The sequence below is a fragment of the Mesorhizobium sp. M0293 genome (assembly GCF_040321735.1).
Classification (GTDB): Bacteria; Pseudomonadota; Alphaproteobacteria; order Rhizobiales; family Rhizobiaceae; genus Mesorhizobium.
This window is the reverse complement of sequence record NZ_JAMYSA010000020.1, coordinates 35,107-48,433: the sequence shown is the minus strand read 5'-3', so window position 1 is coordinate 48,433 and position 13,327 is coordinate 35,107. Positions and strand designations below refer to the sequence as shown.

At 63.3% G+C, this 13,327-nt stretch carries 14 protein-coding genes; 11 read left to right on the top strand and 3 right to left on the bottom strand.

Annotation, left to right across the window (positions count from 1 at the left end; all coding sequences use genetic code 11):
- Positions 1-47 precede the first annotated feature (47 nt).
- The 3 genes from NKJ06_RS10540 (at position 48) to NKJ06_RS10530 (ending at position 2,610) form a co-directional block, all read left to right on the top strand.
- Complete coding sequence (locus tag NKJ06_RS10540; RefSeq protein WP_352630384.1) at positions 48-1,037, top strand: zinc-dependent alcohol dehydrogenase family protein; 990 nt, start codon at positions 48-50, stop codon at positions 1,035-1,037.
- A gap of 213 nt (positions 1,038-1,250) precedes the next feature.
- Positions 1,251-1,544 (top strand): TFIIB-type zinc ribbon-containing protein, encoded by a 294-nt coding sequence (locus NKJ06_RS10535; protein WP_352630445.1) that lies wholly within the window; start codon positions 1,251-1,253, stop codon positions 1,542-1,544.
- A 73-nt stretch (positions 1,545-1,617) separates the two neighbouring features.
- Positions 1,618-2,610 carry a Tim44 domain-containing protein gene (locus NKJ06_RS10530; protein ID WP_352630444.1) on the top strand — a complete coding sequence of 331 codons (993 nt, stop codon included), beginning with the start codon at positions 1,618-1,620 and terminating at the stop codon, positions 2,608-2,610.
- A 49-nt stretch (positions 2,611-2,659) separates the two neighbouring features.
- Here the strand turns inward: NKJ06_RS10530 and NKJ06_RS10525 are convergent, their stop codons facing one another.
- Positions 2,660-3,757: a lactonase family protein gene (locus NKJ06_RS10525; RefSeq protein ID WP_352630382.1), complete on the bottom strand. Its 1,098-nt coding sequence runs from the start codon at positions 3,755-3,757 to the stop codon at positions 2,660-2,662.
- A 199-nt stretch (positions 3,758-3,956) separates the two neighbouring features.
- Here NKJ06_RS10525 and NKJ06_RS10520 point away from each other — a divergent pair, with 199 nt between their 5' ends.
- The 8 genes from NKJ06_RS10520 (at position 3,957) to NKJ06_RS10485 (ending at position 11,532) form a co-directional block, all read left to right on the top strand.
- Complete coding sequence (locus NKJ06_RS10520; protein WP_352630380.1) at positions 3,957-4,508, top strand: MaoC family dehydratase; 552 nt, start codon at positions 3,957-3,959, stop codon at positions 4,506-4,508.
- Positions 4,509-4,510: 2 nt separating this feature from the next.
- Entirely contained in the window at positions 4,511-5,671 is a 1,161-nt protein-coding gene (locus NKJ06_RS10515) for a CaiB/BaiF CoA transferase family protein (protein WP_352630378.1), read from the top strand.
- Positions 5,668-6,837 carry an extracellular solute-binding protein gene (locus NKJ06_RS10510; protein ID WP_352630376.1) on the top strand — a complete coding sequence of 390 codons (1,170 nt, stop codon included), beginning with the start codon at positions 5,668-5,670 and terminating at the stop codon, positions 6,835-6,837. The genes NKJ06_RS10515 and NKJ06_RS10510 overlap by 4 nt, the downstream gene beginning before the upstream one ends.
- Before the next feature lie 25 nt (positions 6,838-6,862).
- Positions 6,863-8,053, top strand: a complete 1,191-nt coding sequence (locus NKJ06_RS10505; protein ID WP_352630374.1) for an ABC transporter substrate-binding protein — start codon at positions 6,863-6,865, stop codon at positions 8,051-8,053.
- Positions 8,054-8,138: 85 nt separating this feature from the next.
- Positions 8,139-8,876, top strand: a complete 738-nt coding sequence (locus tag NKJ06_RS10500) for an ATP-binding cassette domain-containing protein (RefSeq protein WP_352630372.1) — start codon at positions 8,139-8,141, stop codon at positions 8,874-8,876.
- On the top strand, positions 8,869-9,612 hold the full coding sequence (locus NKJ06_RS10495) for an ATP-binding cassette domain-containing protein (protein ID WP_352630370.1): 744 nt from the start codon (positions 8,869-8,871) through the stop codon (positions 9,610-9,612). The genes NKJ06_RS10500 and NKJ06_RS10495 overlap by 8 nt, the downstream gene beginning before the upstream one ends.
- Positions 9,609-10,559 (top strand): ABC transporter permease, encoded by a 951-nt coding sequence (locus NKJ06_RS10490; RefSeq protein ID WP_352630368.1) that lies wholly within the window; start codon positions 9,609-9,611, stop codon positions 10,557-10,559. The genes NKJ06_RS10495 and NKJ06_RS10490 overlap by 4 nt, the downstream gene beginning before the upstream one ends.
- A gap of 1 nt (position 10,560) precedes the next feature.
- Positions 10,561-11,532: an ABC transporter permease gene (locus tag NKJ06_RS10485; protein ID WP_352630366.1), complete on the top strand. Its 972-nt coding sequence runs from the start codon at positions 10,561-10,563 to the stop codon at positions 11,530-11,532.
- Between the two features lie 21 nt (positions 11,533-11,553).
- Here NKJ06_RS10485 and NKJ06_RS10480 read toward each other — a convergent pair whose 3' ends face one another.
- Both NKJ06_RS10480 and NKJ06_RS10475 read right to left on the bottom strand, forming a co-directional pair.
- Positions 11,554-12,393: an amidohydrolase family protein gene (locus NKJ06_RS10480; protein ID WP_352630365.1), complete on the bottom strand. Its 840-nt coding sequence runs from the start codon at positions 12,391-12,393 to the stop codon at positions 11,554-11,556.
- A gap of 64 nt (positions 12,394-12,457) precedes the next feature.
- On the bottom strand, positions 12,458-13,243 hold the full coding sequence (locus NKJ06_RS10475) for an IclR family transcriptional regulator (protein ID WP_352630363.1): 786 nt from the start codon (positions 13,241-13,243) through the stop codon (positions 12,458-12,460).
- Positions 13,244-13,327 lie beyond the last annotated feature (84 nt).

Sequence of the window (13,327 nt, the reverse complement as noted above, 5' to 3'; positions counted from 1 at the left end):
GCTCGGCTGCATAGCTCATTCGGTTCAGATAATTTGGAGTCTCCCGAATGGTACGTGTGGTTCGCTTTCACCAGCATGGTGGTCCCGAGGTTCTGCGCATCGAGGATGTCGAATTGCCCCGACCGGGTCCGGACGAAGTCCAAATCCGCGTCAAGGCGCTCGGCCTCAATCGCGCCGAGGCGCTGCTGCGCGCGGGTGCCTATATCGAGATGCCGACGCTGCCTTCCGGGCTTGGCCTCGAAGCGGCGGGTATTATCGAGGCCGTGGGCGAAGGCGTGAACGACTTCGCGTCGGGGGACGCGGTCAGTGTCATCCCGCCGCAATCGATGATCCGCTGGCCGGCCTATGGCGAGTTGACCACCTATCCCGCCAGTCTCGTCGTCAAGCACCCGCCATCGCTCGACTGGCAGACGGCAGCGGCGGTCTGGATGCAGTATCTCACCGCCTATGGCGCGCTGATCGATATCGCCAGGCTGCACAGCGGAGACCACGTAGTCATCACCGCGGCGTCGAGCAGTGTCGGGCTTGCCGCGACCCAGATCGCCAACAGGATCGGCGCGACAGCGATCGCGCTGACGCGAACATTGGCCAAGAGGCAGGCTCTCCTCGACGCCGGTGCGGCGCATGTCGTGGTCCTGGCTGAGGAAGATATCACCACACGGCTGAATGAAATCACCGGATCGCAAGGTGTGCGTGTGGTGTTGGACGCAATCGGTGGTCCGATCTTCGAGCCACTGACGGCCGCGATGTCAAAGGGCGGCATTCTCATCGAATGTGGTGGCCTGAGCCGCGAGCCGACCCCGTTCCCGCTGCCTGCGGTGCTGGCCAAGACGCTGACGCTGCGCGGTTACCTTGTCCATGAGATCACCGGCAACCCGGCCAAACTGGAGGCCGCCAAGGCGTTCATCCTTGAAGGACTAGAAACCGGGACTCTAAAGCCGATTATCGACCGGACCTTCGCGTTCGACCAGATCGTCGAGGCGCACGGCTACCTGGAGTCGAACGAGCAATTCGGCAAGATCGTGGTGACGATCTGAGATTGTGGTGACGGTTTGAGCAGAGTTGGCGAACAAATCACCTTTGCTGAAAGATCGCCCTTGAAGGCGCGGCTCTGCATTCCTAATTGTCCCGTGCGGGCCGGGCCCCTCTGACTCTCGCTGTTGGCGATTGTGATGTCGGACCGCTTTAACGGGCCCGTTTCCATTCTTTTCGGTCAAGCGGGCTCAATCTTTTTCGGTTTGGAGCCCCACATGACATCTTCCCTCCTTGGTATGACTTGCCCCTCCTGCCGCGTCGCGCTCGTGATGAGCGAACGCCAGGGTATCGAGATCGATTACTGTCCGCAGTGCCGCGGCGTCTGGCTTGATCGAGGCGAACTCGACAAGATCATCGAGCGTTCCGGCAGGGAAGCGGCGCCTGCGCCGCAGCCGGCAGCCTTCTCCCAACCGCAACATGGCCAAGGGCGCGATGACGATTATTCCCGCTCGCAGGGCCACCGCTATCCGAAGCGGAAGAAATCATTCTTCGAAGAGTTGTTCGATTGACCGCATGACGCCCGGCCCGGGCCGGCGTCTGCTGAAAACTTCCAAAACCCGCATCGATAAAAGGTCCATCCCGATGATTTCCCGCACAAGCCGATTTGCAGCTCTCTTTGCAGGACTGTTCCTCGCATTCTCCATGGTCGCGATGGATCATGCCGAGGCTCGTCGCGGCGGCAGTTTCGGCAGTCGCGGCATGCGTACGTTCCAATCGGCACCGCCGACCAGAACCGCGCCAGCGCCGACCGCTCCGGTCGAGCGTTCGATGACGCCCAACACCGGTGTGAACAACGCGGCCCGGCAGCCGCAGGCCGGCCTGCAGAGGCCCGGCTTCATGAGCGGCTTCGGTGGAACAATGATGCGCGGCCTGCTGCTCGGCGGCCTGATCGGCCTGCTTGTGGGCCAAGGCTTCGGTGGCCTGGCCGGCATGTTCGGTTTCCTACTTCAAGCCCTGCTCATCGGTGGCGCGATCATGCTGGCCATCCGCTTCTTCCGCTCGCAATCGGCGCGTGGTCCTGCCCCGGCGCTCGCCGGTGCCGGCAATGCCCAGGCGTCGAGATTTGAAAACCGCGCAACGGCAGAGCCGCAGACGGACACTGCGCGCTCCTTCACAATCCCCGGCTTTGGCGGCGGGTCGGGCGGAGGCTCTCCGGCCGCCGCCTCTGAGGAGATCACGCTGGCCCAGACCGACCTCGACGCATTCCAGCAGCTGTTGACCGATGTCCAGGAAGCATTCGGGCGCGAAGATCATGCCGCCCTGCGCCGGGCGGTGACACCCGAGATGGTGTCCTATCTGTCCGAAGAGTTGGCCGACAATGCCCAGAAAGGTCTCAGGAACGAGGTAACGGACATCACTTTGCTGCAGGCCGACATCGCGGAAAGCTGGCGCGAGGATGACCGCGACTACGCCACGGCTGCGTTGCGCTACGAGTCTCGCGACGTGACGCGGGAACGGGTCAGCGGCAAGGTCGTCGAGGGCGACGATAATCATCCGACAGAGACGACCGAGCTGTGGACATTCGTGCGTGAGAATGGCTCGAACTGGAAGCTCTCGGCAATCCAACAGGCCTAAATCCAGCCGGTTTGGGCCGAGACGTCGATGTGGATGTGGTTGCGGTCGTTCAGCACACGATCTTGACGCACATCGGCGTGCCGATCTCGATGGCCCGCCCGGTGTCGGTCAGCATGCCGCTGTCGGCGTCGCGGGCGAAAATCGAGATGCGGTCGGCGTTCTGGTTGGCCGAGAACAGATGGCCGCCTGAAGGCGTCAACGCCAGATTGCGCGGCGTCGCACCGCCGCAGGGGACATAGCCGACGAGGCTCAGCGAACCGGTCTGCTGGTCGACTGCCATGATGACGACGCTGTCATGGCCGCGGTTGGAGCCGTAGACAAAACGGCCATCCGGCGAAATCTGGATATCGGCGCAATGATTGCTGTCACGCGCCTCGGCCGGCACCGCCGGCTGGGCATCGATGAACGACAACTTGCCGTTGGCTTCGTCCAATGACATCGACACGATTGTCGAATCCAGTTCGTTCATAACGAAGACGAAACGCCCGTTGGGGTGCAGTGCGAGATGGCGCGGGCCGGCGCCCTGCGGCAAGGCGGACTCGGCGAGCTTGGCAAGATTGCCGTCGTGCTCGATTCGGTAGGACACCAGACGGTCGATGCCAAGGTCGGCGACGATGGCCGTGCCACCGGCAATGGTTTCGGTGACGCTGTGGGCATGCGAGCGTTCCTGCCGCGCCGGATTCGGGCCCGTGCCCTTGTGCGAGACGCTGGCCAGTGGCGCCGACAGCGCGCCGTCCTTGGCGAATCCATAGACAGCCACGGCGCGATCCGGACCACCCTCGCCCATGCCGTAATTGGCAACCAGCAGCTTCGTCCCATCGCGGGTGATGGTGTTGTGGGCAGTGATGCTGCCAAGGGATGGCTGCTTGTTCAGGTAACTCAGCGTGCTCGAAGCACGATCGAATCTGTAGGCGGAGACGGTCCCCTCGCGCCAGGTGAAGACTTCCGAATTGGCATAGACGCGTGAACCGTCCGGCGTCACCGACAGGAATGTCGGATTGTCGACGTCGTTGGTCTCGGCCAGTTTTCGCGTTTCGAGCGTCGCTTCGTCGAAGCTGTAGACGCCGAGACCAATGCCGCGCGCGCCCTGAAAATATGGCGCCTCACGGTTCAGGCTGCCGACAAAGACCAGACAATCCTCGCGCATGTTTTTCTCCCCTGCCCGCCGCCGCTTCGGCGCGCGGAAGCCGCCAAAATTTCGCCTGTTCACGCTTGCAACGCAACCCCATATGTGAAAATACTATTTACAAAAGAAGATTGACGGGAGGAGACGTCGTGCATACAGGCGCCTTGACGCGTGTTCAAATGGTTGCACGGAACCTCCGGCAGGACTGGCGGAGCCAGCCATGAACGATTTCGCGCATACGGTCGGCGTCGCCTCGACGCATCCCAAGAACATGCCCGAAGAGCATGCCGCGCTGCCGGTGTGGAACGCCGAAAACTGGTTCTATGAGGACTGGCCGGTCGGCCAGAAAATCCGCTCGTTGCGCCGCACCATGGCGGAAGGCGACAGCCATCTGTTCAACACACTGGTACTCGACATCCACCCTTATGTGCAGGACCAGATGTTTGCCGAGAGCGAAGGCATTTTCGGCAAGCGGCTGATCGCCGGTGCCTTTGTCTTCTCTGCTGGGCTGGGGCTGGTCGCGACCAATTGCGTCAACGCCTTTTCCTATGGCTACGACAGACTGCGTTTCATAAAGCCTGTCTTCATCGGCGACACGATCTATTCGATCCGCTCCAACCTCGACAAGAAGCCCCGCTACAAGGAGATGGGGCTGATCCGCGCCAGCTACGAGGTGTTCAAGGGCGAAGGCGAACTCGTTCTCTATTGCGAGCATCTGCAGACGGTGAAGTACCGCAACGCGGCCGACTTCGTCGGCAAGACGGAGAAATAACGATGCCGGCAGCAGCCGAATTGCCGCTCGCCGGTCTCGTCGTCGTCGACATGAGCCAGTTCCTGTCCGGGCCCTACTGCTCTCTCAGGCTGCTCGATCTCGGCGCGCGCGTCATCAAGATCGAGCGTCCGGATGGCGGCGATCTGTCGCGCCGGCTCTATCTCAGCGACACCGAGATCGGCGGCGATTCCACGATCTTCCATGCCATCAACCGGGCCAAGGAAAGTCTTGCCATCAACCTCAAGAACGGGGCCGACCTCGAAGCGCTGCGCGGGCTACTGGCCAAGGCCGACGTGCTGATCCAGAATTTCCGGCCGGGCGTCATCGAACGGCTCGGCTTGGACTACGAGGCGGTCCGCAAGATCAATCCACGGCTGGTCTACGCCTCGATCAGCGGCTATGGTGAGGACGGCCCTTGGGTCAAGCGGCCCGGCCAGGACCTGCTGGCGCAGGCGCGTTCCGGAGTGATGTGGCTTAACGGCGATGAGGACCAGGGGCCGGTGCCGTTCGGGCTGGCCATTGGCGACATGCTGGCCGGTGCTGCCTGTGCGCAAGGCATCCTGGCGGCACTGGTGCGGCGCGGCATCACCGGTCAGGGAAGCCATATCGAGACCAGCCTGCTGGAAGCGCTGGTCGATTTCCAGTTCGAGGTATTGACTACGCATCTCAATGATGGCCGCCGCTTGCCCAGGCGCTCCAGCTTCCGCAGCGCGCACGCCTATCTGTCGGCGCCTTATGGCGTCTACCCGGCCAAGGACGGTTATCTCGCCATCGCCATGACGCCGATCCCCAAGCTTGCCGATCTGCTGTCGCTCAACGAACTGGCGCCCTATCGCGACAAGCCGGCATCATGGTTCACCGCGCGCGACGACATCAAGGCGATCATCGCGCAGAGGATCGCCACCAAGACCATCGACGAATGGCTTGATATCCTCGAGCCCGCCGACATCTGGTGCGCCAAGGTGCTAACCTGGCCGGAGATGCTGGCAAACGAGGGCTTCCAGTCGCTCGACATGCTGCAGACGGTGACGCGCGAGGACGATGTCTCCATCCTCACCACCAGTTCGCCCCTCCGGGTCAATGGCACTAGGGCCAAGGTCGATCGGGCGGCACCGCGCATCGGCGAACACAGCGCGGCAATCCGCGAGGAGTTCGGCCTGTGAGCGTGCCTACACTCAAGGGCATGACCTGGAGCCATCCGCGCGGCTACGATCCGATGGTCGCTTGCTCATCACTGTGGCAGCAGAAGACCGGCGTTGCCGTCGAATGGGATAAGCGCTCGCTGCAGGATTTCGAATCCTTCCCCGTCGAGGAATTGGCACGGGCCTATGATCTCATCGTCATCGATCATCCGCATGTCGGCCAGATCACGGCTGAGCGCTGCCTCGAGCCATTGGATGTCCCTGGACGCGAGGCGGAACTTGCAGCCCTCGCCTCGGGCAGCGTCGGCCAGTCCTATCCGAGCTACAACTGGCAGGGGCGGCAATGGGCGTTTCCGATCGATGCGGCGGCCCAAGTCCAGGCATGGCGGCCGGATGCGCTCGATGCGCCGCCGGCCGGCTGGAGCGAGGTGCTCGATCTAGCCCGGCAAGGCCGTGTGCTGTTGCCGATGCGCCCGCCCCATGTGCTGATGGCGTTCTACACGCTTGCCGGCAATCTCGGTCATGCCTGCACAACCGATCCGTCCCACGATCTGATCGACATCGAGACCGGCAGCCAAGTTTTCGAGGCGATGCGCGAGATTGCGGCGCTGGTCGAGCCGGCCTGTTTCGAGATGGATCCGATTGCGGTCTCGGAGCGCATGACAGAGGCCGATTCCAGGATCGTCTGCGCGCCGCTGATCTATGGCTACGTCTCCTATGCGGCGGCTGGTTTTCGTCAGAACCGGCTGGCTTTTGCAGACATTCCGGTGATCGGTTCGAATGGCCCGATCGGCTCGGCACTCGGCGGCACCGGCATAGCCGTATCGGCCTTTTCCAAGGCCAGAGACGCTGCGATCGACTTCGCTTACTGGGTCGCCGGCGGCGACGTCCAGCGCGGTCCCTATGCCGCCGCCGGTGGCCAGCCTGGCCATGCCACAGCCTGGGAGGACCAGGCCGTCAATGAAGCGACCGGCAATTTCTATCGGGATACGCGCGTGACGCTGGAAGGCGCGTGGGTACGGCCGCGCCATGACGGCTACATGGCGTTCCAGCAGGCGGCATCCGAACGCATCCTTTCCGGCATGACCCATGGGCACAAGGCCGCCCAGGTCGTTGCCGATCTCAACCGCCTGTTTCGGGAAAGTCCCCTGGTGCAGGTGTCCGGCGCTGCCGGTGGAGGAGCCTGAACGAAACCGAACGGAGGAGAACAAGATGACAGCAATGATCCGCGGCCTGCTGGCCGCAACCGCGCTTACCTCGCTTGCGACGACCGCCGCCTTTGCCCAGGATGTGCAAGGCGTCGTCGGCGCACTGCCGACCGAACTCAAGGCGCAATATGACGGCGCGCCGCAGAAGGTGCTGCCTTCGGCCTGGGACAATTTCACCGCGCCACCGAAGCCGTGGAAGTGGTGCCATTCGGAATCCTACCAGGGCAACCCGTGGCGTGTAACGGTGACCAAGGAACTGAAACGCCTCGTCGACGGGCTGATCGCCGACGGCACCGTATCCAGCTTCGAAGTGTCGGATTCCAACAACGACGCCAGCCAGCAGATCAACCAGATCCGCGCCTTCATCGACAAGAAGTGCTCGATCATCACCTCGATCCCGGGCTCGGCGACGGCGCTCGATGATGCCATCGACGCCGGAGCCAAAGCCGGCATTCCATTCATCACCGCAGCCGGTTCGGTGACCAGCCCGAATGCGATCAATGTCGATTCCAACTATGCGCGCTGGGGGTATGACATGATGACGGCGATCGGCAAGGCGCAGCCGGACGGCGCCAGCATCCTGCTGGTCGAAGGCATTGCCGGCCACCCGATCGTGGTGCAGGAGCGCCAGGGCGCAGACAAGGCGCTGGCCGAAAATCCGAAGCTGAAGATCTCGCGCAACGTCAACGGCAACTGGACGGCCAACGTCACCAAGACCGTGGTGTTGCAGGCGATCGCCACCAACCCGGCGCCGATCGATGCGGTGTGGACGACCGGCAGCGAAAGTCGCGTCGTTGCCGAGGCCTTCGCAGAGGCCGGCCGGCCGGCGCCATTGATCACCGGCTCGATCACCGGCGATGCATTGGGCTACTGGAAAGCCAACCCCGACAAATACCGCTTCGAAGGCCATGCGGTTCTGCCGCACTGGACCGCCGAGACGCTGTTCCGCGTCGGCGAGCGCATGCTCGACGGCCAGAAGCCGAAGCTGAACACGCTGCTGATCCCGATCCCGCCGGTCCACAGCGCCGATCTCGGCCAATGGTACAAGGACTGCATGACGACGGATGCCGTCTCGATCTTCCCGATCCCGCCGACGGATCCGATGCCGGAAGAATGGCTCGACGCCTATTTCTCGAACCCGGCGCCGACCAAGGGCTGGGATTATTCGAAGGTGCCCGATGCCTGTGCAAAGTGACGCCTGCGCGAAGTGAACGCGCCTGCTAGTATCCCAACAGGCCGACTCCTTTCGGGGAGCCGGCCTGCCAGCATTGAAACGCGACATGCTTGAAGTCAAAAACATATCCAAACGCTATGGCGAGACGGTCGCGCTTGCGGACGCGTCGATCACGTTCCGCGCTGGGACCATCCACACCATTCTGGGCGAGAACGGTTCGGGCAAAAGCACGATGGTCAAGCTGTTGTCGGGCATCGTCCAGCCAGACAGCGGCACGATCCTTCTGCACGGCAAACCGTTTTCAGGCGCCAGCCCATCCGCTTTCCAGGCGCAGGGTTTCGCCACGGTGTTCCAGGAGGTTCTGATCGCACCGGATCGCAGCGTAGCCGACAACATCCTGCTCGGCCTCGACGGGTTCGTCCGGCGCGTCGTGCCGCGCAATGAGCGCCGCGACAAGGCAGCAGCCGCGCTGAAGCGCTTTGCCATCACCGACGTTTCCCTCGATAAACCAGCCGGCGTGTTGCCGTTAGCCGCGCAGCAACTTGTCGTCCTTGCTCGCGCAATCGTGCGCAATCCAAAGATCCTGATCCTCGACGAGGTCACAGCCGCGCTCGACTTCGCCGACCGCGAGTCCGTTTTTTCGCTGATGCGCGCGCTTGCCGGCGAGGGGTGCCTGATCTTGTTCATCACCCATCGCATGGACGAGGTGATGTCGCTTTCGGATCGCATCTCGATCCTGCGCGGCGGCAGCGTCGTGCGCACCGAAGAGCGCGGCGCCTCGACGCCGGCGGAACTTCTCAGGGCGATGGCGCCCCGCACGGCGGCGGAGCTGGCACATGGCTGACCGCGCTGCCCTCACAGTTCGCGATCTCGTCATCGCGCCCGGCGCCAGTCCGATCACGCAGGCGATTGCCCCAGGTGAGATCGTCGGCCTTGCCGGTCTTGATGGCCACGGCCAGGAGTTGTTCCTCAAGATGCTCGCAGGCCTGGAGCCGCCGCATGGCGGATCGATCGTGCTGGCCCAGCCCGGTGAACCTCGCAAGATCACCGGATACCGCAAGGCCGTCTCCAGCGGCATTGCCTATCTGCCGCGCGACCGGCGTGCGAACGGCATTTTCCCGACGCAATCGGTGCTCGACAACTTCGCCGTTTCGACACTGTCGCGCGATACGCGTCTCGGCCTTATCAGCCCGGCGGTGCGCAAGGCGCGCTACGACATCTATCGTGAGAAACTGTCGATCATGGCGCCCCGACCCGATGCGCCGATCACCACTCTGTCGGGCGGCAACCAGCAGAAAGTGCTGCTGGCTCGAGCGCTTGCGCTGGAGCCCGCGATCCTGCTTCTCAACGACCCGACGCGCGGTGTCGACGTGGCGACGCGGCATGTTCTCTACGACGTCTTTCGCGGGCTGGCCGCCGACGGCATGGGGCTCGTTATCCTGTCCAGCGAAATCGAGGAAATTCTTCTCCTGTGCCAGCGCGTGCTGGTGTTCCGCGAGAACGAGGTCGCGACCGAAATCGCCGGCGAGGCGCTGACCACCGGCAGCGTGATATCAGCCATGTTCGGACGTGCGGCATGAGCCTTGTTGCGCGCCTCCTGTCTCTTGGGCGAAACGTCGGCTTCGCGGTCGTGCTGCTGATCGTGCTGCTTGCCATCAATCTCATCCTCAGTCCGGGGCGGTTCCAGCCGGGATCCTGGGGTGCGCTGATCGGCTTGGCGGCGCCCTTGATCGGTGCCGCGATCGCGTCCACGCCTGTCATCCTCGCTGGTCGTGGCGGCATCGACATCTCGGTCGGGCCGCTGATGGGCTTCGTCAATGCTTTTGCGATCCAGGTGCTGTTCCTCGGCGCTGGCATCTCATCGCCCCTGGTGCTTGTACCGGCGGTGCTGCTCGTCGGCGCCTTGGTTGGTGCTGCGAACGGCTTCCTGGCGACGATCGTACGCATCCAGCCGATCGTCGCCACGCTCGGCACCTATCTGATCCTCACCGGGGTGACGCTGACCATCCTGCCCGCACCGATCGGCCCCGCGCCAGCCTGGCTCAAGGCACTGTCCGGTCCGCTGTCGATGCTGCCGCTGGCGTTGATGTTCATTGCCTGGTGGCTGGTGCGGCGCACCCCCTACTACGATCAGCTGATGGCGGTCGGCAGCGACGACCGTGCCGCCTACACAGCCGGCGTCGATGTCACGCGCGTGCGCTTCATCGCTTATGTCATGACCGGCATCTTCAGCGGATGCGCCGGGCTGATGCTGACCGCACTGATCGGCTCGGCGGACCCGAATATCGGGCCGACCTACACGCTGATCGCCATCGCCGCCATCGCGCTCGGTGGCGTCAGCCTAGCCGGCGGGCGCGGCGGCGTTGCCGGGGCCGCCATCGGCGCCATCGATATCTTCCTGCTGCAAAGCGTGCTGACGACATTCAACGTCTCGACCTTCGTGCTGCAGATTGCCTACGGCGCCATACTGGTACTGGCAGTGATGCTGACAGCAGCGCAGGAACGTCTTGCCATGAAGGGGCGCTGACATGGTTTTCCGACGAAACCTGTTCGCGACAACCAACGCCCGCGTCGTCGGCGCCTTCTGTGTCGCCGCCCTTCTGCACCTTGCCGGTACGGTTCTCATTCCCGGCTACTCGGCGCCGTTTGCGATACGCGCCATGCTGGTGCTCGCGTCGCTGCTTGCCGTCGCCTCGATCGGGCAGACACTGGTGGTCATCATGGGCGGCATCGACCTGTCGATCCCCTTCGTCATTGGCTTTGCCAATGTCGTGGCGGCGCAGCTCTACGGCGATGGCTGGAATTTTGTCGTGGTTTGCGGCCTCGTCGGAGTGCTGGCGATCGTCATCGGCGGGCTGAACGGACTGATCTCGCGCAGTCTCGACATCCAGCCACTCATCGTCACCCTCGGCATCGGCATGATCGTGCAGGGATTGGTGCTGCTGTGGACGGCCGGCTTCCCGTCCGGCTCCGCGCCGCAAGCGGTTTCCAGCTTCGTGTCGATTGGCGGATCGGCCGGACCGCTGCCGGTGCCGTGGCTGGTGCCGAGCCTGGTCGTTCTGGCGGCGCTCGTCGTGCTGGTGCTGGAGCGGACGCCCTATGGGCGGCGGCTCTATGCGCTCGGCAGCAATCCAGGTGCGGCACCGCTGGCGCTGATCGATCCGGTGCGCATGTGGGTGATCACCTATGCGGCAAGCGCCTTCTTCGCCGCCGTGGCGGGCGTGCTGCTGCTCGGCTTCACCGGCTCGGCCTATGGCGATGTCGGCCAGCCCTATCTGTTCCAGACCATCGCAGCGGTGGTCGTCGGGGGCGCCGCACTGGTCGGCGGCCGCGGCAGCTATCTCGGCACGATCGCCGGCGTGTTGGTGCTGACCGAAATCAATACGCTGCTGATCGGCCTCGGCTTCCAGCCCTCGGCGGTGCAGGCAGCGCTTGGCCTCATCATCGTGCTGTTGGTATCCCTCTATGGCCGCGAGCGGCACGTCTCGACGACGATCTGAGGAGACTTGTGGCAGATCCGGTTATTCGAGCCGCCATAGCTTGCGGGCATTCGCGGACAGCAGCCTGTCGCGTTCATCGACGCTGCAACCGGCAAGCAGCGCATGGGTCGCCGCCACCCAGGTCGACAGGCCGCCGCCAAGCGTGCAGACCGGCCAGTCGCTGCCCCAGACGACGCGGTCCCAGCCGAACGCACCGATTGTGTGTTCGACGTAAGGCCTAAGCGTCTCGACCGTCCAGCTGCCGGCATCGGCATAGGCGACGACACCGGAAATCTTGGCCATGACGTTCGGGCGCCGCGCGATCTCGCTCATATGTTCTCGCCACGGATGCTCGGCTCCGCCCTTGATATCGGGCACGCCGCAATGGTCGAGGACAAACGTCACATCGGGCGCCAGGTCGGCCAGCGCGATTGCTTTCGGGATCTGGTGCGGCAGCACGACGAGATCGAAGGTCAGGCCGGTGCCGCCGAGCCGCTTGATGTTGCTCCGAAACAGCGCGCCCTCCGAAAGCTCGTCGGGCATCACATGCAGTACGCGGCGGAAGCCCTTGACGAAAGGGGTTGCCCGCTGGCGCTCGAGATAGGCCGGAAAATCCGCCTCTTCGGGTCGGCAGGATGCGATCACTCCGGCCAGCATGCTGCCGGGTTGTCGCGACAGCCTTTCGACACGAGCGGTCTCGGCCTCGATCTCTGCGGGATCGACATCGACCTCCATATGCAGCACGCGTTCGACGCCGACACGCTGCGCCTCAACGGCGTATTCCTCATAGGAGAAATCGCGGTTGAGCGCCGGCACGCTTGAGAGCCAGGGATAGCGCAAGGCCGAGCGATCGATGAGATGCAGATGGGTATCGATGATCATGGCGGCTCCTCCTCATGGCTGTTTCAAATCATCTCACGGAGGAATTCTTCATTCAAATAAGAATTCATGCCGATGAGCCGACCGCTGATCCAGCGAGATGCGATAGCTTTTCACACGTTGCCAGCAACAGTTCGATCGTCCTAGTGATGTCGGGCGCGGAAGGCGCGTTGACTACGGTGATGTAGGGAATCGACAGCGCGGCGATCGCCTTGCCATCGGAACTGCGCACCGGAGCGGACAGGTTGAAGACGCCGGCGGTCTGCATCGAAGCCATCATCTCGTATCCGCGGTCGCGGATCTGGTCGAGACGGGTGAAGAACTCGGCCGATTGCGCCGTCTTGTCGGTGCTGCGGACGTGTTCCGATATCATCATCTGCCGCTCTTCCGGTGAACGGAAGGCGAGCAACACATGCCCCGAACCGGTGTCGAAAAGGCTGATGTGGGAACCGACCCGGATCGAAATCCCCCAGTAGTTCGGCGCCTCCTGCTGACCGATGACAACGGCGGAACCACGATCGAAAACAACGAGTTGGTTGGCCTGCTGCGATGTCTCGGCAAGTTCGCGCATCAGCGGCGTGGCGTAGGAAACCAACCGCCGCACCGGAGCGTGCAACTGCGCTAGGCCGAACAGCTTGAGCGTCAGCGAATAGCGGTCGCCGTCGAGGCGCGTGACGTAGCCGCGCCGCACCAGCCGGTCGAGCATGCGATAGAATTCATTGGGACTACGGTCGAGTTTCTTGGCGATTTCGGCCTGCGTCAGGCCACCGTCGACGCCCGCCAGCAGTTCGAGGATGTCGAGCCCCTTGTCGAGCGCCGGCGCGCGATAGCGCTCGTCTTCGCTGTCGTCCATGGCTCATCCCTCCAGTGAATTTCACCCTTCATATACGCAGGAACGTGCTCGACGGAAACAAATTTCGCCTTGACGTATCCGTGA